The 26,389-nt window shown below is 43.4% G+C and carries 29 protein-coding genes; 16 read left to right on the forward strand and 13 right to left on the reverse strand.

All coding sequences use genetic code 11. The annotated features are described in order from the left end of the window. Positions 1–53 precede the first annotated feature (53 nt). From BJP34_RS38365 to BJP34_RS01205, 6 genes are all read left to right on the forward strand, one after another. Positions 54–263, forward strand: a complete 210-nt coding sequence (locus BJP34_RS38365) for a hypothetical protein (protein WP_149030726.1) — start codon at positions 54–56, stop codon at positions 261–263. Further along, positions 227–1,444, forward strand: a complete 1,218-nt coding sequence (locus tag BJP34_RS01180; RefSeq protein WP_070390749.1) for a class I SAM-dependent methyltransferase — start codon at positions 227–229, stop codon at positions 1,442–1,444. The genes BJP34_RS38365 and BJP34_RS01180 overlap by 37 nt, the downstream gene beginning before the upstream one ends. Positions 1,445–2,001: 557 nt before the next feature. After that, a complete protein-coding gene (locus BJP34_RS01185; RefSeq protein WP_070390750.1) occupies positions 2,002–3,231 on the forward strand; it encodes a class I SAM-dependent methyltransferase in 1,230 nt (409 codons plus the stop codon). A 105-nt stretch (positions 3,232–3,336) separates the two neighbouring features. Then, on the forward strand, positions 3,337–4,215 hold the full coding sequence (locus BJP34_RS01190; RefSeq protein ID WP_070390751.1) for a glycosyltransferase family 2 protein: 879 nt from the start codon (positions 3,337–3,339) through the stop codon (positions 4,213–4,215). A gap of 402 nt (positions 4,216–4,617) precedes the next feature. After that, complete coding sequence (gene lhgO, locus BJP34_RS01200) at positions 4,618–5,826, forward strand: L-2-hydroxyglutarate oxidase (RefSeq protein ID WP_070390753.1); 1,209 nt, start codon at positions 4,618–4,620, stop codon at positions 5,824–5,826. 89 nt (positions 5,827–5,915) lie between these two features. Then, positions 5,916–7,103, forward strand: coding sequence for a class I SAM-dependent methyltransferase (locus tag BJP34_RS01205; protein ID WP_070390754.1), 1,188 nt, complete (start codon positions 5,916–5,918; stop codon positions 7,101–7,103). A 95-nt stretch (positions 7,104–7,198) separates the two neighbouring features. Here BJP34_RS01205 and thiS read toward each other — a convergent pair whose 3' ends face one another. Both thiS and BJP34_RS01215 read right to left on the reverse strand, forming a co-directional pair. Beyond that, entirely contained in the window at positions 7,199–7,423 is a 225-nt protein-coding gene (thiS, locus tag BJP34_RS01210) for a sulfur carrier protein ThiS (protein ID WP_070390755.1), read from the reverse strand. 86 nt (positions 7,424–7,509) lie between these two features. Further along, a complete protein-coding gene (locus BJP34_RS01215; RefSeq protein ID WP_070390756.1) occupies positions 7,510–8,592 on the reverse strand; it encodes a thiamine phosphate synthase in 1,083 nt (360 codons plus the stop codon). Positions 8,593–8,757: 165 nt separating this feature from the next. Between BJP34_RS01215 and BJP34_RS01220 the strand changes: the two genes are divergently transcribed. Continuing rightward, positions 8,758–10,962, forward strand: a complete 2,205-nt coding sequence (locus BJP34_RS01220) for a DUF1565 domain-containing protein (protein WP_070390757.1) — start codon at positions 8,758–8,760, stop codon at positions 10,960–10,962. A 108-nt stretch (positions 10,963–11,070) separates the two neighbouring features. Here the strand turns inward: BJP34_RS01220 and BJP34_RS01225 are convergent, their stop codons facing one another. The 3 genes from BJP34_RS01225 to BJP34_RS01235 all read right to left on the reverse strand — a co-directional run bounded on the left by BJP34_RS01225 (position 11,071) and on the right by BJP34_RS01235 (position 13,511). Beyond that, positions 11,071–11,679 (reverse strand): Uma2 family endonuclease, encoded by a 609-nt coding sequence (locus BJP34_RS01225; protein ID WP_070390758.1) that lies wholly within the window; start codon positions 11,677–11,679, stop codon positions 11,071–11,073. Positions 11,680–11,777: 98 nt separating this feature from the next. Next, positions 11,778–12,389, reverse strand: coding sequence for an alpha/beta hydrolase (locus tag BJP34_RS01230; RefSeq protein WP_070396428.1), 612 nt, complete (start codon positions 12,387–12,389; stop codon positions 11,778–11,780). A gap of 660 nt (positions 12,390–13,049) precedes the next feature. Further along, positions 13,050–13,511, reverse strand: a complete 462-nt coding sequence (locus BJP34_RS01235) for a Crp/Fnr family transcriptional regulator (RefSeq protein WP_229424199.1) — start codon at positions 13,509–13,511, stop codon at positions 13,050–13,052. Positions 13,512–13,764: 253 nt separating this feature from the next. Here BJP34_RS01235 and BJP34_RS01240 point away from each other — a divergent pair, with 253 nt between their 5' ends. Continuing rightward, entirely contained in the window at positions 13,765–14,823 is a 1,059-nt protein-coding gene (locus BJP34_RS01240) for a sirohydrochlorin chelatase (protein WP_070390759.1), read from the forward strand. A 2-nt stretch (positions 14,824–14,825) separates the two neighbouring features. Here the strand turns inward: BJP34_RS01240 and BJP34_RS01245 are convergent, their stop codons facing one another. Beyond that, entirely contained in the window at positions 14,826–15,089 is a 264-nt protein-coding gene (locus BJP34_RS01245; protein WP_070390760.1) for a hypothetical protein, read from the reverse strand. Between the two features lie 369 nt (positions 15,090–15,458). Here BJP34_RS01245 and sipA point away from each other — a divergent pair, with 369 nt between their 5' ends. The 4 genes from sipA to BJP34_RS01265 all read left to right on the forward strand — a co-directional run bounded on the left by sipA (position 15,459) and on the right by BJP34_RS01265 (position 20,220). Then, the gene (gene sipA / locus BJP34_RS01250) at positions 15,459–15,695 is read left to right on the forward strand and encodes a regulatory protein SipA (RefSeq protein WP_070390761.1); all 237 of its coding nucleotides are present in this window, start codon (positions 15,459–15,461) and stop codon (positions 15,693–15,695) included. 231 nt (positions 15,696–15,926) lie between these two features. After that, positions 15,927–16,895, forward strand: a complete 969-nt coding sequence (locus BJP34_RS01255) for an MraY family glycosyltransferase (RefSeq protein ID WP_229415149.1) — start codon at positions 15,927–15,929, stop codon at positions 16,893–16,895. A gap of 540 nt (positions 16,896–17,435) precedes the next feature. After that, complete coding sequence (locus BJP34_RS35825; RefSeq protein WP_083304941.1) at positions 17,436–18,338, forward strand: hypothetical protein; 903 nt, start codon at positions 17,436–17,438, stop codon at positions 18,336–18,338. A gap of 37 nt (positions 18,339–18,375) precedes the next feature. After that, entirely contained in the window at positions 18,376–20,220 is a 1,845-nt protein-coding gene (locus BJP34_RS01265) for a pentapeptide repeat-containing protein (RefSeq protein ID WP_070390762.1), read from the forward strand. Between the two features lie 71 nt (positions 20,221–20,291). On the opposite strand, the gene BJP34_RS01270 is transcribed toward BJP34_RS01265, so the two are convergent. Then, on the reverse strand, positions 20,292–21,005 hold the full coding sequence (locus BJP34_RS01270; protein ID WP_070390763.1) for a DUF2259 domain-containing protein: 714 nt from the start codon (positions 21,003–21,005) through the stop codon (positions 20,292–20,294). 112 nt (positions 21,006–21,117) lie between these two features. Further along, positions 21,118–21,534, reverse strand: coding sequence for a helix-turn-helix domain-containing protein (locus BJP34_RS01275; protein ID WP_070390764.1), 417 nt, complete (start codon positions 21,532–21,534; stop codon positions 21,118–21,120). 217 nt (positions 21,535–21,751) lie between these two features. Here BJP34_RS01275 and BJP34_RS38370 point away from each other — a divergent pair, with 217 nt between their 5' ends. Continuing rightward, positions 21,752–21,946, forward strand: coding sequence for a hypothetical protein (locus BJP34_RS38370; RefSeq protein WP_149030727.1), 195 nt, complete (start codon positions 21,752–21,754; stop codon positions 21,944–21,946). Positions 21,947–22,112: 166 nt separating this feature from the next. Further along, positions 22,113–22,256, forward strand: a complete 144-nt coding sequence (locus tag BJP34_RS42005; RefSeq protein ID WP_158516928.1) for a hypothetical protein — start codon at positions 22,113–22,115, stop codon at positions 22,254–22,256. A 55-nt stretch (positions 22,257–22,311) separates the two neighbouring features. Here BJP34_RS42005 and BJP34_RS01280 read toward each other — a convergent pair whose 3' ends face one another. After that, positions 22,312–22,731: a Spy/CpxP family protein refolding chaperone gene (locus BJP34_RS01280; RefSeq protein ID WP_070390765.1), complete on the reverse strand. Its 420-nt coding sequence runs from the start codon at positions 22,729–22,731 to the stop codon at positions 22,312–22,314. Positions 22,732–22,954: 223 nt separating this feature from the next. Between BJP34_RS01280 and BJP34_RS01285 the strand changes: the two genes are divergently transcribed. Further along, a complete protein-coding gene (locus BJP34_RS01285; protein ID WP_070390766.1) occupies positions 22,955–24,193 on the forward strand; it encodes a sensor histidine kinase in 1,239 nt (412 codons plus the stop codon). On the opposite strand, the gene BJP34_RS48250 is transcribed toward BJP34_RS01285, so the two are convergent. After that, complete coding sequence (locus tag BJP34_RS48250; protein WP_267876459.1) at positions 24,190–24,315, reverse strand: hypothetical protein; 126 nt, start codon at positions 24,313–24,315, stop codon at positions 24,190–24,192. The two genes, BJP34_RS01285 and BJP34_RS48250, sit on opposite strands and share 4 nt — an antisense overlap. A 188-nt stretch (positions 24,316–24,503) precedes the next feature. Between BJP34_RS48250 and BJP34_RS01290 the strand changes: the two genes are divergently transcribed. Then, positions 24,504–25,151, forward strand: coding sequence for a response regulator (locus BJP34_RS01290; protein ID WP_070396431.1), 648 nt, complete (start codon positions 24,504–24,506; stop codon positions 25,149–25,151). Here the strand turns inward: BJP34_RS01290 and BJP34_RS01295 are convergent, their stop codons facing one another. From BJP34_RS01295 to BJP34_RS42015, 3 genes are all read right to left on the reverse strand, one after another. Continuing rightward, positions 25,152–25,352, reverse strand: a complete 201-nt coding sequence (locus BJP34_RS01295) for a hypothetical protein (RefSeq protein WP_070390767.1) — start codon at positions 25,350–25,352, stop codon at positions 25,152–25,154. 273 nt (positions 25,353–25,625) lie between these two features. Continuing rightward, complete coding sequence (locus tag BJP34_RS42010) at positions 25,626–25,787, reverse strand: hypothetical protein (RefSeq protein WP_158516929.1); 162 nt, start codon at positions 25,785–25,787, stop codon at positions 25,626–25,628. A 333-nt stretch (positions 25,788–26,120) separates the two neighbouring features. Further along, the gene (locus BJP34_RS42015; RefSeq protein WP_158516930.1) at positions 26,121–26,270 is read right to left on the reverse strand and encodes a hypothetical protein; all 150 of its coding nucleotides are present in this window, start codon (positions 26,268–26,270) and stop codon (positions 26,121–26,123) included. Between the last annotated feature and the right edge of the window lie 119 nt (positions 26,271–26,389).

Genomic DNA, 26,389 nt, shown 5'->3' on the forward strand with positions numbered 1-26,389 from the left:
ATTTTTTTTACGCTGATTCCATTAAAACCATCTTTACTATTGCCTTTTGCCTTTTGCCTTTTGCCTTTTGCCTTTTGCCTTTTGCCTTTTGCCTTTTGCCTTTTGCCTTTTGCCTTTTGCCTTTTGCCTTTTGCCTTTTGCCTTTTGCCTTTTGCCTTTTGCCTTTTGCCTTAAAAGGTAAAACCATATCGCTCACTTTTTATGAGAATTTATATAACCAGTTAAAATGCCTATTTGCCGTGCTAACAGCACTGATGACTTAGAGTTAATTATTTCCTTCGGTTACACCCCATTAGCTGATGGATTACTTACTAAAGAGCAGTTAGATAAACCTGAATATACTGCTCCATTGGATCTGACTTTTTCTCCTAGCAGTGGTTTAGTCCAAATCACAGAAAGTGTCCCCCCCGAAATCCTATTTTGTCGAGACTACCCCTATTTTTCTTCTGTATCAAAATCGTTAATAAAACACTTTGGAGATAGTGCAAAAGCCATCATTGAGTCAAGAGAACTCAACAGCAACAGTCTAGTAATTGAAGCAGCTAGTAATGATGGCTATATGCTCAAGAACTTTGTTGAAAAAGCAATTCCGGTGCTGGGAATTGACCCAGCCTCTGGACCTGCGGAAGCTGCCCAAAAAGCAGGTATTCCTACTCTTTGTACATTCTTTACCAAAGATTTGGCAATAGAGCTACACTCTCAAGGACGGAAAGCTGATGTTTTTCTTGCTAACAATGTCTTGGCTCATGTGCCAGATCTGAATGGCTTTGTAGCAGGGATTGGCGTTCTGCTAAAAGACACTGGTGTAGCAGTAATTGAAGTCCCCTATGTGGTTGACTTGGTAGATCACTGTGAATTTGACACTATCTACCATCAGCACTTATGTTATTTTTCAGTAACTGCTTTAGATCGGTTGTTTAGGAAACATGGTTTATTCCTAAATGACATCCAACGTACTCCAATCCATGGGGGTTCGTTACGCCTATTTGTGGAGCCTAACGAACAGGTTAAGGAATCCGTAAAATCCCTATTAGCAGAAGAAGTAGCGCGGGGAGTTGACCGCATTGATTACTATCGTGATTTTGCTAATCGTGTTCAGGAAATTAAGCTTTCTTTACTGGATATCCTCTGGGATTTGAAGAAACAGGGTAAAAAGGTAGCAGCCTATGGAGCAGCAGCTAAAGCAACTACTCTGCTCAGTTATTTTGGGATTAATAAAACCCTGGTGGATTATGTAGTTGATTTAAATCCATTCAAACATGGTCGCTACATGGGCATTAATCATTTACCGATTTTCCCCCCATCAAAACTTTTAGAGGATCAACCAGATTATGTCTTGCTGCTAGCTTGGAATTTTGCTGATGAAATTTTGCAGCAACAGGAAGAGTATCGACAACAAGGAGGTAAATTTATTATTCCGATTCCACAACCAAAGATTGTTTAGAGTTGACGGTTGACGATCAAGTAAGGGAGTAGGGAGTAGGGAGCGGTGCGACCCGTGGCGAATTTAATTACGGGTCAAGCGCACCGAGGGAGTAGCGAGCCATCACTATTCCCTAAAATCCTAAATTTTTCTACGTCACCTATTTTATAAATACTATAATTTAAGTCAGCTTGGTCATGCTTTGTAGTGCGGGAGGGTACGGATACTTGCCAATTTACCCTTAGCGAACTTCCGCACTTTCTGATCTGAGTCATGCTCTGCTCTGTCTCGCAACAGCAGCAGAGTTTGGGGGTGGAATTTGTAAATGATATATTTGAAAATCTTTAGTATCAAGTCAATGCCTTGCTAATTATAGGTTTTGATCACCTTGGTGTTGGCGATCGTAAGCTTGAATTATGCGATTGACCGTAGGTCACGCTACGCGATGAAGCAAAGCTTCCGCTAAAAGCGAACGCAAAATAGTAAAGACAAAATTTTTTTTTAATTGAGCTTACGGAATCGACTAGTATAGCCAGTGCTAATGACAGCACATTGAAATTCTAAAAGAGTCACTCAAAATGATACAACAAGCATTGTCCAAAAATTTTGCTCACACACAACCGATTTCATTATCAGAACATATTTGTCCCAACTGTGGACACCAAGGATTGTCCCTATTTTATGAAGTACATAACGTACCAGTTCACAGTTGCTTAATGATGTCAACCCAGGAAGCAGCTCTAGACTTCCCTTGCGGTGATGTGGTTTTGGGGTTTTGTGAAGACTGCGGCTTTATCACTAATGTTTCCTTTGACCCCAGGTGGTCAGCTTACGCCCCCAATTATGAAGACCAACAGAGTTTTTCTCCAACCTTCAATCAGTTTGCCCTTGATCTAGCCAATCATCTGATCGACAAATACGACCTTCATGACAAAGACATTATAGAGATTGGTTGTAGCAAAGGAGATTTTCTCTTGCTGCTGTGCGAATTAGGTAATAATCGTGGTGTTGGTATTGACCCATCTGCTGTAGTAGGACGAGTTCAAAGTGAAGCCGCTGACCGGGTCACCTTTATTCAAGACTATTACTCAGAGCGCTATGCTGAGTATGTAGGTGATTTTATCTGTTGTCGCCATACCCTAGAGCATATTTATCCTACCGCTGAGTTTATTAGTACCGTGCGCCGCTCCATTGGCGATCGCCTCAATACCGTTGTGGTGTTTGAGATACCAGATACCATACGAGTACTCAAAGACTTAGCTTTTGAAGACATTTACTACGAACACTGCTCTTATTTCACCCCTGGATCCCTAGCGCGATTATTCCGGAACTGTGGCTTTGAAGTGACTGACTTGTATCGAGCTTATGGTGAACAATATTTGTTAATTGAAACCCGACCTGTCACCATCCCATCTGAGAAAGTACATCCTCTGGAAGAGAGTCTTGAGGAACTGACCCAGCATGTCAAAAACTTCACCAACGAGATTAGCAAGAAGCTGGATAATTGGAAGCAGCACTTAGAGCAGATGCATGCTCAAGGCAAGCGTCTTGTAGTTTGGGGTTCGGGTTCCAAGTGTGTGGCTTTTCTAACCACTCTTGATACCACAGACAAAATTGAATACGTGGTGGACATTAATCCCCATCGTCATGGGAAATTTATCCCTGGCGTTGGTAAACAAATTATGGCACCAGAGTTTTTGAAGCAATACAAACCTGATCAGGTGATTGTCATGAATTCGATATATTGTCATGAAATTCAGCAAATGTTGGATAAGATGGGAGTAACTACAGAGGTAATATCTCTATAAATATCAGTCATTAGTTATGAGGTAAGCATTCAGCTGATAGCTGATAGCTGAATGCTGAATACTTACATACGTTAACCAAATCGGTTTATGTGAAAAAATCTTAAAATGATTGCTGATCAACCCCGCTTAAGCATTGGATTACCAGTCTACAACGGCGAAGAATTCCTCAGGGAAGCATTAGATTCAATTTTGGCTCAGACCTTTGAGGATTTCGAGTTGATCATTTCAGATAACTGCTCGACTGACGCAACTGAAGAGATTTGTCGGGAGTATCAGGCTAAAGACAAACGCATTTATTACTACCGCAATCAAGAAAATCTAGGTGCTGCCCCAAACTACAATCGTACCGTTGAGTTGGCTCGAGGTGAATACTTTAAGTGGGCAGCTGATGACGATGTTTGTGCCCCTTCTTTCTTAGCTCGCTGCGTAGAGGTGCTTGACAATGACCCGACGGTGATTTTGTCCTACCCAAGAACAATATTCACCAAGCCTGATGGACAAAAGTGGTGGGAAGCGGAGTCGGTAGGGAACCTAGATTCAGAGAAACCCCATGAACGTTTTCAGGCAGCAATTTCGGATTTCTGGTGCTTGGAGGTTTTTGGAGTGATCCGTACGGATGCCCTAAGAAAAACCTCATTGATTTCATCCTACTACGGTTCAGATCGGCTGTTGCTGACTCAACTAAGCCTGATCGGGCGCTTGAAAGAAATTCCTGAATCCCTCTTTTTCCGGCGTTGCCATTCAGACCAGTCAAGTCGGCTATCGGCTCAGGAGCGGGAGGTTTGGATCGATACCAAAGCCTCTATGGGACCGAAATTCCTGCGACCTCGGAATTCGATTGAATTTTTCAGGGCAGTATTTCAGGCTCCGTTGAAGTGGCAGGAACGTATTCGCTGTCTAGGTGTACTCGGGAACTATGTTTTTTCTGCCCAGACTTGGAAAAAATTTTTCCATCAGAAAGCACCCAGCAAAGTTGAGCAATAACCGAAGGCTTAGATGCTTGCGGGAAAAAGAGTCTTTTTCATTTTTTATTTTTTGGTCGCCCCTTCAGGCCAAAATGGCAAATAGTCCAATAGGTTTTCTGGTACAAAAAAGTATGGGAAGTGAATAGGCTTACCCAAACTTTTTGAGGATTAATTAATTGTTTATAGCGGTTTTTACTCCAATGAGGTAGACCATAAGTCTCAATTAACAAGCTTTTCAGCTTCAAGGTGTACCTCACCATACAAAAAAAACACTATATTCCCCCTTATTATACCTTGATAAGGGATACGGTTAACTTTTAATAGTCAACATTCAACATTCAACTATTCAACATTCAACTATTAAACATTAAAAATTCAATTTTAAAAGTTAACGTTAATAGTTTAAGTAATAAAAATAACCATGTACGACTTGGCGATTATTGGAGGAGGAATCATTGGCTTATCCACAGCCATGGCATTGGGTCAACGTTATCCAGATGCCAAAATTCTGGTACTGGAAAAAGAGAGCAGTTGGGCTGCTCACCAAACTGGCAATAACAGTGGTGTGATTCATTCGGGAATCTACTACAAACCAGGGAGTTTCAAGGCTAGGTTTTGTTATGAAGGAAACCGCTCGATGCTGGCATTCTGCCAAAAGCATGGCATTGATTATGACATCTGTGGCAAAGTGATTGTAGCAACTGAACCAGAAGAACTACCATTGCTGGATAGTCTTTACCAAAGGGGTTTGGAAAACGGTATAGAGATTGCCAAGATTACTGGTGAAGAGGTTAAGGAAATTGAACCCCATGTGCGCTGTTTAGCTGGAATTCGAGTTTATTCGACTGGGATTGTAAACTACAAGCAGGTCTGTGAACAATACGTTGAACTGGTTCGTGTCCAGGGAGGGGATTTACGTCTCAATAGTAAGGTAGAAAAGATCATAGAAACTAGGGATGCTTTAGTACTGGAAACCAACAATGGTAACTATCCCACTCGTTTTGTGATCAACTGCGCTGGACTACATAGCGATCGCATTGCTAAGTTGGGTGATGCTGAGCCTCCAGCTAAAATCGTTCCTTTCCGGGGTGAGTACTATGAACTCAAGCCAGAGAAACGCTACCTAGTCAAGCACCTAATTTATCCAGTTCCTAATCCAAATTTTCCTTTCCTAGGGGTTCATTTCACCCGCATGATTGATGGCAGTGTCCATGCTGGACCCAATGCTGTACTTAGTTTCAAGCGGGAAGGTTATCGAAAGACTGATTTTGACCTGCGAGATTTTGTGGAAGTCATGACCTATCCCGGTTTCTGGAAACTAGCTGTCAAACATGGAGACGCAGGAATTCAGGAAATCATCCGCTCCTTCAGTAAAGCTGCTTTTGTTAAGAGTTTGCAACGGCTGATTCCTGAAATCCAAGCAGATGACTTAGTTCCCACCCATCCTGGGGTCAGAGCTCAAGCCTTAAAAAATGATGGCAAGCTGGTGGATGATTTTTTAATTGTCAATAGTCCTAAAGCAATGCATGTTTGTAACGCTCCCTCTCCTGGTGCTACGGCTTCTTTGGAGATTGGGAATGCGATCGCTAGTGAAATCCCGACACTGAAAACTCTCGAAAGGGTGATCTGACCCAAGTTTCCTTAAAAGCTATCAGCCGTCAGCTGATAGCTGATTATTTGTACTTTCCCTGTACTAGTCTAATGGAGTGAAAACTTGAAATGAACACCTTATCTAACCACAACTGTCCTGTATGTGCCTCTGCCGATTTAGAGGTGTTTTTTGAAATGTTGGCGGTGCCAGTGTACTGTAATCTTCTGTGGCGATCGCGTCAAACTGCTCAAAACTGTTCCAAGGGAGATATCAAACTAGGGTTCTGTCCTAGCTGTGGTTTTATTAGCAATCTAGCCTTTGACCCTACTAAATTAGGTTATTCCCAGGACTATGAAAACTCCTTACATTACTCTCCTCGATTTCAGGACTATGCCCAATCCCTTGCCGCTGGATTAGTGAAGCGCCACCATCTCTACAATAAAGACATTATTGAAATTGGTTGTGGCAAAGGGGATTTTCTTATAAGTCTGTGTGAACTAGGTAATAACCGAGGAGTAGGTTTTGACCCCAGCTATGTTCCTAGGTCAGAGCATCAAGGACTTCAGACTCAAGTCAAGTTTGTTCAAGATTTCTATTCACAGCTTTACCAAGAGTATCAAGCCGATCTAATTTGTTGTCGGCACACCTTAGAACATATTTCCAATCCCGCAGATTTGCTCAAGCCACTACGACAGGCCATCGGTTCTCGCCTTAATACCATTGTTTTCTTTGAAGTCCCCAACGCCTTAGATACCTTTCGCCATCTAGCAGTGTGGGACATTATCTATGAACACTGCTGCTATTTCGCCCCCTCTTCTCTAGGGCAAGCTTTTGTCAATGCTGGGTTTCAAGTTAGTGAAATCAAGGAAGCGTTTGGTGGTCAGTTCCTGTGCCTGGAAGCAAAGCCAGTGCATGGGGAAATCCCGAACAGCTATGGAAAACCGGATGAAATCGAGGTATTGACTCGCGATATTGCCAGCTTTACCGCTAGGTTTCAGGAGAAGTTAGAAAGCTGGGAGCACAAACTGACAACCATCGCTCAAACTGGAAAAAAAGCCGTAGCATGGGGTGCTGGCTCAAAAGGGGTTACTTTTTTGAATCTGCTCAAGTGCCAAGATGTGATTGATTACATCGTAGATCTCAATCCCCGCAAACAGGGGAAGTACGTTGCTGGAACGGGACAGGAAATTGTGCCACCAGAATTTCTCCAGGATTACCAACCTGATCTGGTTATTGTGATGAACCCGATCTATGAAGAAGAGATTCGACAGTTATGCACAAATCTAGGTTTAACTCCTGAGTTAATATGTGTTTGATTGTGTTTTACCGTTAGCTTTGGTGATATCAAGTCCGGTTGAAAACCTATCATCAAGAAGATTGATGGGCGGATGGTCAGATGGGTCCGATCAAGTCAACCGCCGCCAACAATAGTGACAATTTCGAGCTTGTCTGCCTCCTGCATTTGAGTCTGCTCCCAAAACTGCCGATGGAGAATTTCACCATTATATTCTACCGCCACCAGGCGCGGATTTAATCCTAGCTGTTCTAATAGCTGGGGTAGTTTAGTGTCACAAGAGCAGGTCCGGGATTCACCATTAACTTCAAGGGTAATTTGAGTTGTGTTGTTATAAATCATGAACGAATATTCACCACCAAGCTATTAACAATTAGTAACCATTACTTATTACCTAACATGTCTAACTATTATCTAGTTTTCTGACATTAGGGTTTAGAAACGCCAGCTTCAAGAGATCGAAGAGTGTGTTCTCGTTTTAGCTGGGACAGAAAATATTGAGTAACTAGAGTCGGTTGTTCCGCCTCCATTATCCCCCGGACAACTGCCACTCGTTGAGCTCCTGCATCCAAGACATAGTTTAAATTGTTTGGATCAATTCCCCCAATTGCAAACCATGGAATTGTAGCATGCTCTTTCGCATACTTGACATAATCCAAACCAGCTGCTTGCTTATTGGGTTTAGTAGGGGTTTCATAAACCGGTCCAACACCAATATAATCTGCCCCTTCAGCAATTGCCCGGTGTAGTTCATCAGGGTTAGTAGTCGAGCAACCAATGATACGCTGGGAGCCGAGTAGCTGCCGTGCTAACGCAATTGGCACATCCTGTTGTCCGATATGAACCCCATCAGCCTCCACTGCCAGAGCTAAATCTACCCGGTCATTCATAATAAACAAAGCACCGTAGTGATGGCACAGCTGGCACAATTTCTGAGCATCAGCTAGTTTGTCCCCATCATCTGCTTGTTTTTCCCGGTACTGTACCAAGGTTAGTCCACCTTGGAGGGCAGCCTCTACTTTGGCAAACCACTGGTCTGACAAGGATGTAATCAAGTAGAGATGCGATCGCTCTAGCAACTGATGACGCTGATATCCCAGTAAATTGCTTTCTAGGCTGTAAACCCGATAGCGCATCTGCTTAAAGGCGATCCCCATCTGAGCATCGTATAGCTTACCATATTCTTCCAACACCCGTAGTGCTTCTTGCACCCGACACAAATTAGCCTGTAAAAGCTGCTGAATGCTGGAACGTCTTTCTTCCTGGGGATGAGTTAGTCCAGTCCCTGGATCCCCTGAGGTATCTCGGAAGATCCTGATTTCCGAGCTGTGCCAACGGGCTAATTCCTGGCGCATTTCCTTGCACTCCCCAGCCATCTGGGCGCTGTTGAGACCAAAGCGGCACCACTCCTCAATAATTCGCAAGCCTTCTCTAGCTCGGTCTAAATTTGCATCCAAAATTCGGCAAACCGCCGATTTTTGATTCATAATGCCGCTCTTTTGGTCATCCATTACTAACTACTCCATTATTATCTATCCTAACAGTGGATGGAAAGCTTGTTTCTGTGGTCAGTAACCTTTAGCAACGGACACATTTCAAGTGATAAATGATTACAAATAGATTACAACTATCCTAGTTTATGGATACGATCAAGCTTGACATTCAACTAAACTGTTATGTCATATCCCTTAACCTTCTATGCTCGGATAACAGCCATGAGTTTGATCAGAATTAACACTATAGAATTACCTATTTCCGCTCATTCCCATTGCCATTACCAGCATCACCAACATCAGCCTAGAGGCTTTGATCTTGGGTTACCAGTGAAAACGATTTTGCTGGGATTAACCTTTAGCATCATCAGCCAAGCTATCCCTTCAAGAATGGTGCCACTAGGATTAGGAGGAACCACGGCTTTAGCCCAATCAACTCAGGATGATAGGGCAAGAAACCTGGATCTTACCATAGAAAGAAAATTTTTGTTTGTAAACCCAGTTACCGGCAACGACACTAGTGGTGATGGCACCCAGGATTCACCTTTGAAAACTATCACTCAGGCGCTACAAGCTGCCCAGCCCAATACTGTGATTGTACTCTCTAGCGGTATCTACAGCAGTGAGATGGGTGAAACCTTCCCTCTACTTCTGAAACCCGGTATCAAGCTACAGGGCAACCCCCGCACTAGAGGTCACGATGTGGTTATTCGCGGCGGTGGTACCTTTGTTAGTTCCACGGCTGCTAGTCACGATGTCCTAATCGTAGGTGCTGACCAAACGATTATTTCTGGTGTGACCCTTAACAATACTAATCCAGAAGGTTATGGTTTGTGGCTGGAAGTCGGTTCGGTTTTAGTGGAAGACAATACCTTAACTGGGAATACCAAAAGTGGGATTGCTGTGGAGGGAAATAGTACACCAACAATTCGCAGTAACTACTTCTACAAGAATCAAGGAAATGCGCTCAGCATTTACGGAACCTCAAACACTCAAGTGGATGACAATGTATTTGAAAATAATGACTTAGGAATTCTGATTGCCGAAAACGTTGCACCTCATATTGTTAATAATCGTATCACTGGCAATATAAATGGGGTAGTGCTTGAAACCAATGCTCAACCATTTTTCCATAATAACCTGATTGAAAATTCCCAACTGGATGGATTAGTACTCAAGGTCGGAGCTAATCCGGATTGGGGAAATTCACCAGAATCAACAAACAATACATTAAACAATAAATTAAATAATATATTTCGAGGGAATGGGCGGTTTGACATTAACAATCAGGAGTCTGAGCCTACTGTGATTGCTTTTGGTAATCAGCTAGAAAAGGAAACTAACAGTGAGGTTAATTCAGGGAAAACTGAAAAGGAGATCATTCAAGAGTCGAAGCTTGAAACAACAGCTGTTAGTAAACCAGCTGTTAGTAAACCAGCTAGTACTTCTGATGGTTCTGACAACCAAGCGGTTGTTATGGCAGAGAACTCTAATCACTCACAGAAGACTACGCCTAATTCTAAGGAGAATCCCACCACCCCCAGCCAAGTCGTCCCATCCCAACCCCCTGCCGAGAAGGAACCTACAAAGGAATCGACATCTGCTCAGGTCTCAGCAGCTTCATTTCCCGTTCCATCAAGTTTGGAGCCTCAGGTATCTACCTCGACTGATAACATCGGCAAAGACGCAGCTCTAGATAATTCTGCAAGTACTGAATCTTCTAGACCAGCAGCAAGGTCCCAAACTGAGAGTCAGCAAACCTCTCAAACCCAACAGCCTTCTGATGCTAGGACTCAACGTTCACATTCTGAACCCCTGACACCCCTGACTCTGAAAGTTATTCAAAACCAAGAGCAGTCATCTTTTGAGGAACCAACATCTCCAGCCAAACCAGGAGAGGATTCTAGCAGTTTTACTCCAGCTTCACCGTCACAGGAAGTGATTGATGCGTCAAGTGACAGGTCAAAACCAACATCGGAAGCAGCCTCGACTGAGGACGTTAACGTTATGATGTCAATGTCTAGTCAGATCACTACACCGGTTAATCAAAATACTAGTAATCAAAATACTAGTGCTAGCTCTAATTCAGGTAGCTCAATTCCAGTGTTTTCTACAAGTACCCAATCAAACTCCGAACAAAGGGGACCTCAAGGGAATAATCCTACTTCAGCTCTACCCAGTCAGGGTTACCGGATTTTGGTAAATGCTGAGAGTGAGCAGCAACAAGATTTAATGCGATCGCTAATTCCCGATTCTTTCCTGACCTCCTTTGAAGGAAGAACCGTTATGCAAGCCGGATTGTTCACAACCCTCGAAAATATTGATCGGGTTCTTAAATTACTCAGTAGTTATGGTTTGAGCACCACTATTGTGCCTCTGAATTACTGATCAGACCAGGCAACTGGGAATGGGGAAGCTTTAACAGCAAGGGTTTGAGCGACCACAATTGAGCAACGACAACGGAACTTAACACAAGTTTTTAGAATTTATCTGCACTTACTCTTGCCAAATTTCCGCCATCGTCAGCACAAAACCAGGTAAAACCGATTCACCACTAACGGTGCTAGGATTGTCTAGCTGCTCAACTAATGCACCAGGGCGATAAATATAAACCTGGCGATGATCAGGGTCAATCAACCAGCCCAGCCTTGCCCCATTCTCTATATATTCCTCCATTTTATTTTTGAGGTCCTCCACCCGGTCATTGGGGGAACATAGCTCAATCACAAAATCGGGGCAGATAGGCGCAAATTGTCGTCTTTGTTTCCTGGTCAACCTTTGCCATCTTTCCAGTTTTACCCACGCTACATCAGGGGAACGATTAGCACCATTGGGAAGTTTGAAGCCAGTGGATGAATCAAAACCTTTACCTGTGCCATCCTGCTTAACCCATTTAGCAAAATGGTAGATCAGATCAAAATTTCTTCCCCCTGTTTCACTCCCAGTTGGGGACATAATAATTATTTCTCCCTCTGATGTCCGTTCAATCCGTAAGTCCCGGTTAATCTGACAAAATTCAAAGAACAGGTCATCATTTATCTCCAGTGCAGTCGGAATTTTCAACACTATGGGACTTGTTTCAACAGGTATAGTAACTACACTCATAGTTAGTTGAGGTGTTTTGCCCAATTAATGTTTTTTATAATGTTATTTCTATTTTAAAGGGATTCCAGAGAAGTTAGGATATTGACCATCTCTGTTGACTATCTATTGAATAAAATAAATTCCCGGAGCAATTCTAAAAGCTCTAATGAAATCTCATGACCCATATCTAATTCTCTGTACTGCACTGCTGCTCCCGAGTTGAGCAAATAATCTCGTAACCGGTGAGCAGCACTTAAAGGAACAACCGTATCTTGTCTACCATGGACAATTAAAATGGAAGGCAAGGATGAATCAACCTGTTGAGGGGTTCGATGCATATAGCCACTCAAGGAGGCTAAACCTGCCAGGGGTAAGGTCAACCCTACATCTAGAGCCATTGCCCCACCTTGAGAAAAGCCACACAAAATTGTCGAGGACAGGGGAATACCTGTAAAACCTTGGAGAGAATTGAGCCAGTAGCTCAAGCGCTCTTCGCTTTCTTCTAATCCCCGATAGTCGTCTCTTGCCAAGTCGTACCACATTCTGCCACCAGTTACCTGAGGGTGACTAAAAGGAGCATCGGGAATCAAAAATTGGGTGTTGGGCAAGTTTAACGATGGCACTAGAGATGCCACAGCTTGAGCATTAGCACCCCAACCGTGTAACGCTACGACCAATCGTGCTGGTCGTTGACCGTTTGGTGGTGGAATTGAAATAGCTTCGAGAGACAGGCCTCTTACTCCTGAAGAACACAACGAATCAGCATTCCAGATAGATGGGCTGAACTAGCGCACATTGACGCTCTCCCCTAGGGAGTAGGTTTGAGGAATTAATCGGGGCTCCAACGCCACATCAGCCGAATAGCTAACTTACTTTATGGCGCGCTTTTCTGGTTTCAGCCCAAGATATCTGTTAATCTGACAATCCTATCACCAATCTGCCACATTTTTGACACTCCCCGCCCTGGAAGGACGGGGATTCTTGATTCAACGAGATGACTTGTTCAACCAGGCCGGAGCCAGGAAAAATAGAGGTCTCCTCTCCCCAAGCGTAGAGGGTCTATGACCCAGGTTTCGGTGTGCCCCACCGTACCTTGTCAGCCATGCAAAGCGCGAGTGGGGGAAACCCCCAAGACCGTAATGGTGCGTTTTCCGCATTAAGAATTTAATTCGCCACGGGTCGCACCTCTGCATTGCTTTTTTTTTATATAGATAGATACTTTTTTAATCTAATTTTTTTCATAGACGTTTAAGTCGTTAGACCAAATTACGCAATATGCATCTGATACATATTTTTTACGTTGCCTACTTATTTTTAGATAGTATTTATCTAGTTTTTTAGTTTATTATTTATAATATTAATATAACACGCTCTGTGAAAAATGTCAAGTTTTACCTGAAAAATAAAGCCGTCCTATAAGGACACGGGGCGCGATTACCCAATTTTTTCGGTAAGCGTACCTCAACCCGGCGCTGACCCGAGATTGCTAACAGGATCTCTGTCTGTCGCATCCGACGCACTAGTTGAGGTAAAATGGTCTGGGCTATATAGGGAGAATTGTTGATTTCAGCTAAAGAATACCATTTGAGACGGACATCAGATAGGGCGATTGCCTGATAACTTGACAGCACAGAAAACCAATTACCAAAGAATGCAGAAGACTCTGCCCAACCCAACCATATCTCCTCCCCTTCTGGGGAAAGGGTACTCAGCTGGACTCGGCCCTCGTCTACCTCCCAAACACCCTGTGCTACTAGAGGGATTTTCTCACCCCTAGCGTAAAAATGCAATCGGCGTTTAACCTTTGGCTCTTGCTGCTTTCTCTCTAGAATTGCTCTCGAAAATTGGTGCATAGGGGCAACAAGGCGTGGATACTTTCCCTACCTTAAGGCAATAAGGTAAAGGGTCGGTAATCAAGAGATTAAGCCATTACAGAAATGAGGTATTAATAATAAAGGATGAAGTATTCAGGAGCAATATCGATGCTACCCGTGAGTTATTGTCCTTACCTTCCCTACCACTAAAATTCCCTTTAGTAAATTAAGTATGTAAGAAGTATGTAAGTATGACGTAGAAGTATGACCTATGAATGATCAAGGATGAAATATGAAGATCGATGTCACCGCTGAGTCATTGTCCCTATCTCCCCTACCGCTAAAACGCCCTTTATTAATGGTTGGTCACGGCACTAGAGACCCCGATGGGCGTCAGACTTTCCTTGATTTTGCCCAGACCTATCAAACCTTGAACCATTCTCGACCAGTAGTGCCTTGTTTTTTAGAACTGACTGGTCCAACTATTCAACAGGGAGTAGAGAGTTGTGTCCAGCAGGGTTATACAGAACTCACTGTATTACCGATTTTACTGTTTGCAGCTCGCCACAATAAATTTGATGTTACTAACGAGTTAGACCGGGCAAGGGAAAAATATCCCCAAGTCAAGTTTCACTACGGGCGTCATTTTGGAATTACCACTGGAATTCTGGATTTATGGCGGCAACGGCTTGCCAAACTTGACCAACCCCAAGCAGAGTTAGCCGTTAGCCAGTTGAAGGGTGAAGCTTCTAATCTAGAACCTTCCACAAAACAACCTCTAGCCTTAAGAAAAGACACAGTACTTCTATTTGTTGGTCGTGGGTCTAGTGACCCTGATGCTAATGGTGATGTTTACAAAATGGCTCGCATGCTCTGGGAAGGCAGTGGCTATAAAACTGTGGAAACCTGCTTTATTGGCATTACCCATCCTCGGTTAGAAGAAGGGTTCCGTCGCGCCCGACTCTACCAACCTAAGCATATTATAGTACTTCCTTACTTCCTATTTACCGGGGCTTTAGTAAAAAAGATTTTTGATATCACAGCTCAGCAGCAGAAACTTTATCCAGAGATTCCCTTGACCTGTTTACCAGAAATGGGAATTCAGCCTCAGCTGCTATCTGTGCTCAGGGACCGAGAAATCGAGGCTCAGTTAGGGCAAGTGCAGATGAATTGTGAGATGTGTAAGTTCCGGCTAGCAGCGATTGATAATGGTGCTGACAACGGACACTCCCACCACCATCACCACGGGCATGACCATCACCACCACCACTCTCACCAGCATAATCACAATACCCCAGATCCCTATCAAGACTTGGAAAAATACCACCAGCGTATTTGGCAAGCACCCTAGGGTTAACAGGTTGAAGGTTGGTAGGTTGAAGGTTGGTAGGTTGAAGGTTGAAGGTTGAAGGTTGGTAGGTTGAAGGTTGAAGGTTGAAGGTTGGTAGGTTGAAGGTTGAAGGTTGAAGGTTGGTAGGTTGAAGGTTGAAGGTTGGTAGGTTGAAGGTTGAAGGTTGAAGGTTGGTAGGTTGAAGGTTGAAGGTTGAAGGTTGGTAGGTTGAAGGTTGAAGGTTGAAGGTTGGTAGGTTGAAGGTTGAAGGTTAATCCAGAAAACATCCAACCTATACTACAAGGCACGCCTGGGCAAGAACAACATTCAACCCCATAACCTTGGCCAATAACCCACGCGTGCGCGTTCAACCCCATAACCTTCAACCTCCAACCCCATAACCTTGGCCAATAGGCCACGCGTGCGCGTTCAACCTGTTAACCTTCAACATTCAACCTGTTAACCTTCAACATTCAACCTGTTAACCTTCAACATTCAACCTGTTAACCTTCAACATTCAACCTGTTAACCTTCAACATTCAACCTGTTAACCTTCAACATTCAACCTGTTAACCTTCAACATTCAACCTGTTAACCTTCAACCTTCAACCTGTTAACCTTCAACCTCCAAGCCCATCACCTTTTTTGACTGACCAATGTCTCAAGACTTTAACGTTGGCGATCGCGTCAGAGTAATTACATTACCACGCTACGTCAAAACTGCTGAACCAATGCCCATGTTACGACCTCCTGATGTGATTAAAGTTGGGGAAGAGGGAGTAATCCTCGACCGACGTCCAGGAGGATACTGGGGTGTTCGCTTTTCTAGAGGAGCATTTCTGATCGATAGTCAGTACATTGAGTTAGTTCAGGGGGAAAATCCAAACCCCTAATCCCTAAGTGGTAATCGCTTTTTCCTGCTGATGTGCTTCTACCCATGTACCTTATTTACAAGATGAGCTTAATATTATCCATAGCGATTACAATTTTGCAGTCTGGACGTGACTTGGGAGATAGATGTGTACGGCTTCCTACAGTCCCTCGGAATTGCCAACCCTAGGGGAAGTGGCTGGCTGGCAGTCATATTAACTTTCGGATTGGCATGGGCAGTGACTAGATGCTTGATGCCAACTTTACGCTCGTTTGCTCTAGAGGTTGGTTGGGCTGACCAACCCAATGCCCGGCGGCTTAACCAAGAACCCTTACCCAATGCAGGAGGCTTAGCTATCTATACCGGAGTGGTAGCTGCCCTGGTACTAGCTACCCTCCTTAGACCGATTGTCATCGAAGGGGTGTTAGCTCAAGTGCTGACTATTCTCCTAGGGGGCTCGGTTCTGGTACTGGTAGGCTTTATTGATGATCAATTTGGTTTGCCTGCCTATGTACGCTTGTCGGTTCAAATTATTGCTGCCCTGCTGTTAGTGGCTAGTGGTGCAGGGATTAAAGCTACCTTCGGTACTCCGATTGATGTCCAACTCTCCATGTTACTTACGGTTCTATGGGTTGTGGGTATTACTAATGCCATTAACCTTATGGATGGGATGGATGGTTTAGCGGCAGGGGTCAGCTTTATTACTGCTATGAGCCTGTTAGCGGTTTCAGCTCAGTTTCCCAGTCGTGCCGCAGCAACGTTGCTTCTGGCAGCCCTAGGGGGGTCAGCTCTGGGATTTTTGCGCCATAACTTCCATCCTTCCCACATTATTATGGGAGATGCAGGTGCGTACTTTTTCGGCTATGTACTAGCTGCCAGCAGCATTTTAGGGTCTTTGAAAGTGACTACGGTATTTGCCCTAGTCCCCCCAGTAGTATTTTTGCTATTGCCAGTCCTAGATACTACTCAGGTATTTGTGCGACGGTTGATCAATGGTAAAAACCCTCTAACTACCCCAGGTAAAGACCACTTACATCACCGCTTGCTAGCCTTTGGTTTCTCTCAGCGCTATGTTGCCCTTATCCTTTGGGGCATTACCTTAGTGTCTAACTGGCTAGCCATGAAACTGCAAGGTATGACTCCTAGGGTGATTTATGCCACGACAGGGGGTATCATTTTGCTGTTAGGCATTACTGTTTTGCAAAGAATTAGAGCAAAATAAAGCCTTGCCCAATTGTGGAATGATTAAGGGTAATCCGTAATTAGTAATGGGTCATGGGTAATTGGTAACTGACCCAACTCTACTTGGTATCCCAAACGATAGTTAGCAATGTCCTGGTCAGTGCTGGCAAGGGCAGCATGTGCGTAGGGAGTAAGCTGACGACTCTTGCTCTGGAAGATATATTAAGAAATATTAAATTGTCAATTAAATTGACAATTTATACGAGACCGCTGCTAAAATTAATGGTGGGTCTGACCCCACATAATTTAATGACTATTAAATGATATAATATACGATTTATTATTATATCCTGATTAAATCACCTGCTTTGAGGCGATTTGCTAGCAACAAAGCCGCCCTCTTCAGTAAGCAGCAAGACTACCGGAATTTAACCGATCGCCATCGTCAAGCTTGAGTCAAGCTCCATTTGTTGGAGATTCAAGCTTCATGTCTTGATGCAGTTGCTCATGGGGGTTTACCCCAATAGCTATACTGCATCGCTTTACCCAATTTCTTGCTTGCAGCGGTTGAAGATGACCGATGACCAATTACCCCTTAATTAATATCTTACTACCAGCTGTAGTTATCTCCAGCACTATATTTTCCAGTTTGACCTTACCGTTTGTTTTCAACAAATCAAAACCAATCGTTGTTGAAGTTAAACCGTTTTTAAACGTCGAACTTAAACCCATCTTCCATGAAGACCATAAGGATTTAGCAATTCCTTATCTTGGCGTTGCCATCCTAGCGAGTGTGTTAGCTGGTCTTGGCACTGTTGAAGTGGGAAGACAATGGCAAAAATATCAAACATCAGTCAGAGAAAAAAACAGACAACGCCTCCAGGAGATCGAATCCCTCAACCAAGCCGAATCCCAACCAGAGGAGCAACCAGATGTTCCAGAATACCAACCGGATGTTTCAGCAATAGCTCTTACCCAGAGGGATGATTTGCTTCGGTATCGAGGACTAACTCCTCCTAACACTCAATCGTTTGCTGTTCAACAACCCCATGGTGTTGTTGATAGCAATAATGTTATTGAGTTTAAACGCAATAGAGTAGCTCAAACTACAGGGATGGCTGTAAATGTCAACCAACTTAAGTTTTACCCTGAATCCCAAAACAATAATTCAGTTCAACTGAGGTCTTCCCCTGTTCCTGCTCTTGCTCTCCTTCAGGATTTGGAATTATCCTCCAGTCATATTATTAAATCCCGTCAGGATTACCAAATCTGCTGGATTAACGTACCTCATTTAAGCAGACGCTTATTAGCCATTAATGTTGATGGTCAATACTACAGTTTTTTACGATTAGAAAAAACTCAAGAACAACTTATCGCTATTTTGTCTAAGGTAGTTGATCAGCTCGATAAAATAGTAATTACTCATATCGATAAAGGGTATGTAATTTGGAATTGGGAACCGGAGGTATTATCTAATAATTAATTTTGATGATTTTTAAATTAAAACTAACGAACGATACATGAATACTGATGAAATTCAGTCACAATATTCCCTTGGGGAAAGAGATTTTAGTGGAGCTGACTTAAGTCAAGTCAACCTCAGCCAGGTAAACCTGGAACGGGTAATTTTATGGCGAGCCGACCTCAGTCAAGCAATTCTTACTGGCACTAACCTCAGTAGTGCTGATCTCTGGGGAGCTAATTTGAGGGAAGCTAACTTAACTCAAGCTGTTCTATGTGGTGCTAATCTGGGTCAGGCAGACTTGAGCGAAGCTATTCTAGACTTAACTAACCTCCATACTACACTATACAATTTTTCCACTCAGTTTCCCCCAAATTTCGACCCTACCAAGGCAGGAGCTTATTTAATTGCCCCCGAGGCTTTACTAACGGAAGCTAAATTGAGTGGGGTAGATCTCAGTGATACCAATTTAAGGGGTGCGAATTTGACCAGAGCTGACCTCTGGAAAACTAACCTCAAAGGTGCTGATCTCAAAGAAGCTAATCTAACCCGTGCTTGCTTAATTGGGGCTGAGTTGCAGGATGTTGACCTAACAGGAGCTAATTTAAGCCGCTCCAATCTGATGGGGGCAAACCTCAAGGGTGCTAAGCTTCTAAATGCAACCCTGAGCGGTATACTCTACGACGAAACCACTCAGTTTCCTGAAGATTTTGACCCAGTGAAGGCAGGAGGACATTTAATTGCTCCTGGTGTATCTCTACCAATGGCTAACTTGAGTCAGTCAAATCTCAGCGGTGTGGACTTAAGTGAAGCAGACTTATCCCAAGTTGACCTGAGTCAGGGTCACTTTTTTGGTATATCTTTGCTTAGAGCTAATTTAAGGAAAGCCAATTTAAGAGGAGTTCAATTCTGGGAAGCGGATCTACGAGAAGCCGATCTACAGGAAGCGGATTTGCGGGGAGCGGACTTATGGTTGAGCTTAGTTAGTGGCGCGGATTTCAGAGGAGCAGATTTAAGGAGCATTCACTTGTTTGGAGTAGATCTGTCCGCTACTAATCTCGAAGCGGTTAACCTCAAAGGAGCAATTTATAACGAAAAGACTCAATTTCCTGAAGATTTTGACCCCACAGCCCATGGGGCATATCTAATTGCTCCGGATGTGTCTCTGTGTGGGCTAAATCTTCAGGGGGCTGACCTCAGAGGAGCTGACTTAAGTAGGGCAGATTTGGGTAAAGTTAGCCTGTTTGGGGCAGATCTTTACTCGGTTAACCTGGAGGGAGTCAATTTGCTCGGAGCGCTCTACGACCAAGCTACTCGATTTCCAGAAGGGTTTGACCCCAGCCAACACGGAGCTTTCTTAATTGCCCCCGGTGCATCATTTTCAGATCAAGAGTTAAATGGCACTGATCTGGGGGGAGCTAACTTTAGTAAGGTAAATTTGCTTGGTGCAGATCTGCGCTGTGCTAATCTCGAAGATGCTAAATTTGAGCGATCGCTCTATAACCAAACTACTCAATTTCCGGAAGGGTTTGACCCTAGTAAGTTGGGAGCATATTGCATTGTGCCTGTTGCTTCCCTATCAGGGAAAGATTTGAGTGGAGCCAACTTAGGAGGAGTTGACCTTAGTCAAGCTGACCTCAGTGGGGCTAATCTCAGTCAAGCTGACCTTTGGGGGGCAAACCTGAGTCAGGCAAACTTGGCAGGGGGTAATTTGACAGGTGCTGACTTGTTAGGGGCAAATTTAACTGGTGCTGACTTAACCAAGGCTACCCTAAGTGGTGCTAATCTCCATGGGGCACAACTTAAGGATGCTAAACTGGCTGGCGTAGACCTGAGTGATGTTGACTTGAGGAATACGTTGATCAGTGGGGCAATTATGCCTAATGGCACGCTTCATCACTGAGCTGTTAGAAGGCAAAAGGCAAAAGCCAAAAGGCAGAAGGCAAAAGGCAAAAGCCAAAAGCCAAAAGTAGTTTAGATGGGAAAACTCTGAACGAAGGTTGTCTGAAAGTCAGCGTTATAGGTGGCTTGGTGGAGATTGATCAGTACAACTATGTTCTGTCTATTGGGGGATAAGCGAACTTCTCTGATCGAATATTTCCTGATAGCTTCACGGTAATTGTTCAGTTTACCTAGGGTGAGTTGGCGATAATTGTAATTAATGACTAGCTGCATTGAAGCCCGGTCTATATCAGACATTCCTCCAGACAAAACCGAGGGAATATAAATTTGTTCTAAACGAATCTCTAGTGGGTCTTTTTCTTTATCCACCAAGACCTTAACTGTTTCAGTGCCATTGGGTTGAATGGAACGCTCAATAATTGGCAGTTTTAGTCCTACTTTTAGTTGATTGAGTCCTAAGCTCTGTCTTATTCTTTGAGTTTTCCTGAGTAAGTTATCTTCAGCGTCTTTAGGAGTGAGATTGGAATCCGAGTAGTTATAGTTAGTTTCTAGACAACCCTTCTTGACACAAGCGTTAGTGGCTACATCGAAAATTTGAATTTTGGCGGTAGGAACCTTTGTGACATGGTTTCTAGCACTTTCTAAATAAATATAGCTGCGACTATCTACCGAAAAACCTGACAATCGACGATTGGTTTTGACAATAAGTGCTAATCCCTCCTCCCCAAGCAATAGTAGAAAGAAGCTAGCAACCAACAAACTTGAATATAGATAAAAGCGTTTCATCCGACTTCCCTGATCCTTTAATTGGTCTTTTCCATACCAGTGATGATGTTTCTCTGGAGTATAGCGTTTCCTAGTCTAATCAGGTAGTGTCTAGTCAGGTACTGTTACTAAATTAAATAACCTTAAAATCAGAAATAGTCTCAATCCACACCCTTGCTCCACATTTGAGGGGATCATCGGGGCGATACATGACTCTACACGGTCCATTGACTTCCACGGTATGACCATAAGTGTTTTTAGAGCCTCGTTTTACGGTAATCACAGGGTTGCGCTCCCCGGTCTTGAGATTGTTGCGAATTACCCTTTGATTAACATGAATCACAGCCTTAGTGTACTCTCTACGCTTTGACCAGTTCCGCTTGGGACCGCGAGTGCCAGGAGTGACTACTGGCATGCCATCAAACAGAGGAATCACCCAAGTTCTACCGACTTTATAGGCTCCTTTAACTCTGCCTTTGCTCAGAAGGTAACGGACACGAGTGGCGGAAACACCTAGTAAATCAGCGGCTTGTGCGGTAGAAATCATCATGGGGAGTTAACCATTGCGTTAACGATACTGTTAATATAACAGAATTTTGGGGAAGATGCAAGAAATGACATTTTAGGTATTAATTACTAGATACAGTAATGCGATCGCTAGCCAACGCCCTTCGGGCTAATCGCATTTTAGTCAAAGCACCTCGTCAAAGCACCTCAGTTGAGAGTTTCCAAAAAACTATTGCATTAGCGCAGCAATAATAATTCCAATGACTAACAATTGGTTAACTGCCTTCGAGGATGGTTCAATAAATTTTCAAAAAATCCCGAATATTCGTTCAAAATTATCCCCATCTCCCTATCTCTATCTATTTTTGGCCAGAATTAAACAGCCCTGCTCTGCTATAACCCTTACCGGCTCTGCTTTGTCAGTTCACTGTCACCCCGTGAGAGATTTAGGGTGATCAAGTTTTACCTTATGGGATATAGAATTGCTATATTATGTTCGGATAATTGGTGATAAAAAAAACTTGTTAAGTGTTAATAGTTTGTCAATTAACACTTAACAATTAGGTGCCACCAGTGGCGATTTGAATTATTAATAGGTCAAGGGCACCTTTAATAAGTTAGATGAAGAGAGTTAGTACTTTGTATAGCGTTTATCGTAGCTATGAGGTACACATTATTTTTGCCCTCTTCACTCTTCACTCTTACCTGCTCCCTGCTTCCTGCTCCCTGCTCCCTGCTCCCTGCTCCCTGCTCCCTGCTCCCTAAAACCCAGATATTTCTACCTCAAAAGTCGTATAATTGCTATATTCCAAGAGATAATCTAGTTCTGGAAAAATCTCCGTCTCAATGGACCTTTACCTCGAAATGCTCCTATTTCTTGACGAATTTGTTGGCGCTGTTCCTCGGTGAGAATACCCCTCATCTCAAATCTTGCTGACCTGTTAATGTCTTGCATTTGCTTTAACTGCTCTTCAGAGAGATTCAGACCCTCCCTTGCGTCTTTCAGTTGACGGCGGAGCACTTTTATAGTTTGAAAGCGCCGTTGTTGATCGGGAGTGAGAATATCCTCAATTTTGGAGTCAGTATTGTTAATGATGTCCTCAAACTGCTCTTTTTGCTGGTCAGTGATGTTCAGATTAGATAAAAATGGAGGAAGTTCTTGGGCATTAACTGCCATGGGAAAACTAGTGAGGGTAATTGCTGCAATACCTGCCAGTAGAGAAAAGCGCTTGATGTTCATGATGTTCACTATTTAGCTGTTTATAAGTGTTTTTAGGTGAGCTGATTTCTGTTTGATGTCTCTATCCTAAAAACGGGGAGGGCGAAAGCACATGAGGCAAAAGACCCCAATTCCTCTAGGACTAAAGTCCTGGGCTAGACATGACCAATGGGTCTTGCATTACCTTTGACACATGGATTAAGGTTATTGGTTGTTTGTTATTGCTTGTTTACAACAATCGTGAATGCGGCATCCTATTCACATTACTAACCACCCCATTCGATTTTTGCTCTACCTGGAGTGGATACTGCTGATCATTACCGCTTTGGTGGAATTACTAAAACTTCCCTTTCCCATGCTACCTAGGTCGCCACTACTGAATCTAGTTTGCCTGGCAGTATTTGGGTTAATGGGATTGAGATTACCAACAAATAAGCCTATTTATAAGGTACTTTACACTGCCGCCGAAATTGGGGTAATTGTTTTAGCATCCATAGTGGGACACATTCGGTTATTGCAACTGATGTTAATTATATTAGTTGTTCGCAACTGTTTTATCTTCGAGTTCCAAGGTCGCTTAATGATGACTGGATTTGCGGTTATATTATTTCTAATGAAGCAAATGGTTCGATTTCAGCATCATGGTCTGAGGCATCGTCCTCCCTTTAGACCACCTCCTGTGTTCAGAGCACCACCAACAGGGTTGATTCCGGAGCGATTACTATTTATCTTATTGACTTCTGTCTTTATATTTGTATTGGTCTTAATCGTTTTGCAGCTATTAGTGGATGCTGTACTATCAGAACGAAAAAGTCGGGAAGAGCTGGCTAAGGCTAATGCTCAACTGCGTCAATATGCCCTCCGGATTGAAGATATTGCTACGCTCCAAGAACGAAACCGTATTGCTCGGGAAATTCATGACTCCTTAGGACATTCTTTAACGGTATTTAATTTACACCTGGAAGCGGCTTTAAGACTATTACAATCTGACCCGGCTGAAGCCAAAGAATTTATCTTAGAAGCGAAACAACTTGGGAAAACTGCTCTGAAGGATGTACGTCAATCCGTTGCTTCCTTGCGTTTAAATCCGTTACAAGAGCAATCTCTAGAAAATGCGATCGCATCCCTAATCGAGGACTTCCAAAAGTCCACAGCTATCTCACCTTCATACCATCTTAACTTAAAGCGTTCAATCCCTGCTGACATCAAAATCGCAGTTTACCGTATTGTCCAAGAAGGATTGACAAATATCTTTAAATATGCTAAACCTACTGAAGTATACATCCAAATTAAGACAGCAACAGATTTACAATTAATTATTAAAGACAATGGTATTGGATTTTCCCTAAACCAGAACACAACCGGTTTTGGTTTACAAGGAATGCGAGAACGCACCCAAGCCTTAGGAGGAACCTTTAAAATTGAAACAGCACCAGGATCTGGCTGCAAAATTATTGCTCATTTTCCTTTACCAAAGGTTTAAGCTAAGCCCGTTTGTATCATCGGTTGTGAACACAGGTATGGCAGGAAAAGGCAAGAGGCAAGAGGCAAGAGGCAAGAGGTAAAATATATCAGGAGTTTTATTGTCCCCAAAAAAAATATCATACAGGTTTAGAGCTCAAATACCAACGCGCTTATCTAGAAATTAGAGACGCATTGTGATTAGTTTTGTTCCCTACTCCCTACTCCCTACTCCCTATTCCCGACTCCCGACTCCCGACTCCCGACTCCCGACTCCCGACTCCCTAAAAATAAGACCGAATTGACAACTATTATATAATTCATCCTTGATGATGATTCGTATTTTACTCGTAGATGACCAAAGTTTAATTCGGCGTGGATTAAAAGCCTTGCTGAAGTTAGAAGAAGACTTACAGGTAGTCGGTGAAGCCGAGAATGGACAAACGGCAATTAGTCTGGTAAAAACGTTACAGCCAGATGTTATACTGATGGATATTCGGATGCCTGTCATGGATGGCGTCGCTGCAACTCGGGAAATTTGTCAGCAATTCCCGGATACAAAGGTATTGGTACTAACTACCTTTGATGATGACCAGTACGTTACCCAAGCCATACAGTGCGGAGCAGCCGGATATTTGCTGAAGGATACCCCTCCCGAAGAATTAGCCCAGTCAATTCGAGCGGTGCAAAAAGGGTATACTCAGTTAGGCCCTGGTATAGGCAAAAAAGTCGCTACTCAAATGCGAGACCCAACTCCGAGTCCACCTCCGGGTTGGGATGAACTAACTCCTAGAGAGCAGGAGATTTTACGGCTAATTGCTACCGGTGCTAGCAACCGAGAGATTGCTCAGACGTTGTATATTTCTGAGAAGACCGTCAAAAACCACGTTACTCATATATTGAGTCGGTTGAATGTACGCGATCGCACTCAAGCAGCTATTTTAGCCAACTCTATGTTTAGCAATTTTAATGACCGTTGATTATTGATCTAGCCAGTCTAATTGCCATGAGTAAAAATCTGGTACTTTTAAGGCAAAAGGCAAAAGGCAAAAGGCAAAAGGCAAGACTAATGAAGATTTTAAGGGAATCATCTTCAAAGAAGAGTGTACCTCATAACTGCGACAAACGCCCTTAGCATTTATAAATGAATTGGAAAAAGCGATGCAGTCGGCCAAAATCATTCTATACTTGATTGACTCTTGCCTTTTGCCTCTGCCTCTTGCCTTTCCTTAGGGGTCGCACCTGAGGTACACAGTTTTTTTTAACTCTTGCCTCTTGCCTCTTGCCTCTTGCCTTTCGTGATCTGTTCACAACTAAACTAAAAATACTATATGTAAACTAAAAATACTATATGAGTTCCCCTTCTCAATCTGAAACTTTAATAATTGCCTACTTTTTTGGGGCTCTTCTCGCTATCACCGTTATGGTTTACTTGCTCAGAGGTTTTGGTATTCTTACCTTTCTTCCTGGTGGTATCCTGTGGCTATTGATATTGTTATCGATTGGTACAGGACTAGTTTACGGGGTTCAGAAAACTCGACGTTATTAGGGGCATAGGGAATAGGGAATAGCGATGCAGCGCGGTCTTGGGCCTTTCCCCCACTCGCGCTTTGCATCAAGACGGGAGTAGGGGTAAGAAAATTGACTGTAGCTTAGCATTCAGCTTATGTGCTAGGCACACGCTACTTGAGGTGCTATCAGTCTTGGCCTTTGGACCACGCTACTTGAGGTGCTTTGTGGCACAGGCTTAATGCCTGTGAGGTAATGCTGAGGGCTGATAGCTGAATGGTTTCGCTTCGGTCGTCAGCTATCAGCATTTCGGGTATCAGCGTTTTGAGGGTTTTCCCTGAATACCCATCTAGTCGCGACCTTCAGCTAATATTATCTTACGATAATTACTCTGTCTTGATGCAGTCGCTCATGGGGGAAACCACGGCAGTCGCTCATGGTTAGAAGTTACCGTAAGACAGTTGAGCCTTAATCAATAAGTTTTCCCCCTTTTCTGCATAGCCTACCAACCATAAAGGCTCAACGTAATCAGGTTTCGTCTCCGGGGGAGACCCCCAAGACCGCGCTGCCTCCCCAAGACCGCGCTGCATCGCTTAATAAAAATTTCCCTATCTCCCCATCTCCCTATCTCCCCAGACCTCTAGCGCCTCCCTACCATCCCCGCCCACCCAAAATTGATGGGTATTCAACCAGACTTGAGATAAGTCTA

Source organism: Moorena producens PAL-8-15-08-1 (genome assembly GCF_001767235.1).
GTDB classification, from domain to species: Bacteria; Cyanobacteriota; Cyanobacteriia; order Cyanobacteriales; family Coleofasciculaceae; genus Moorena; species Moorena producens_A.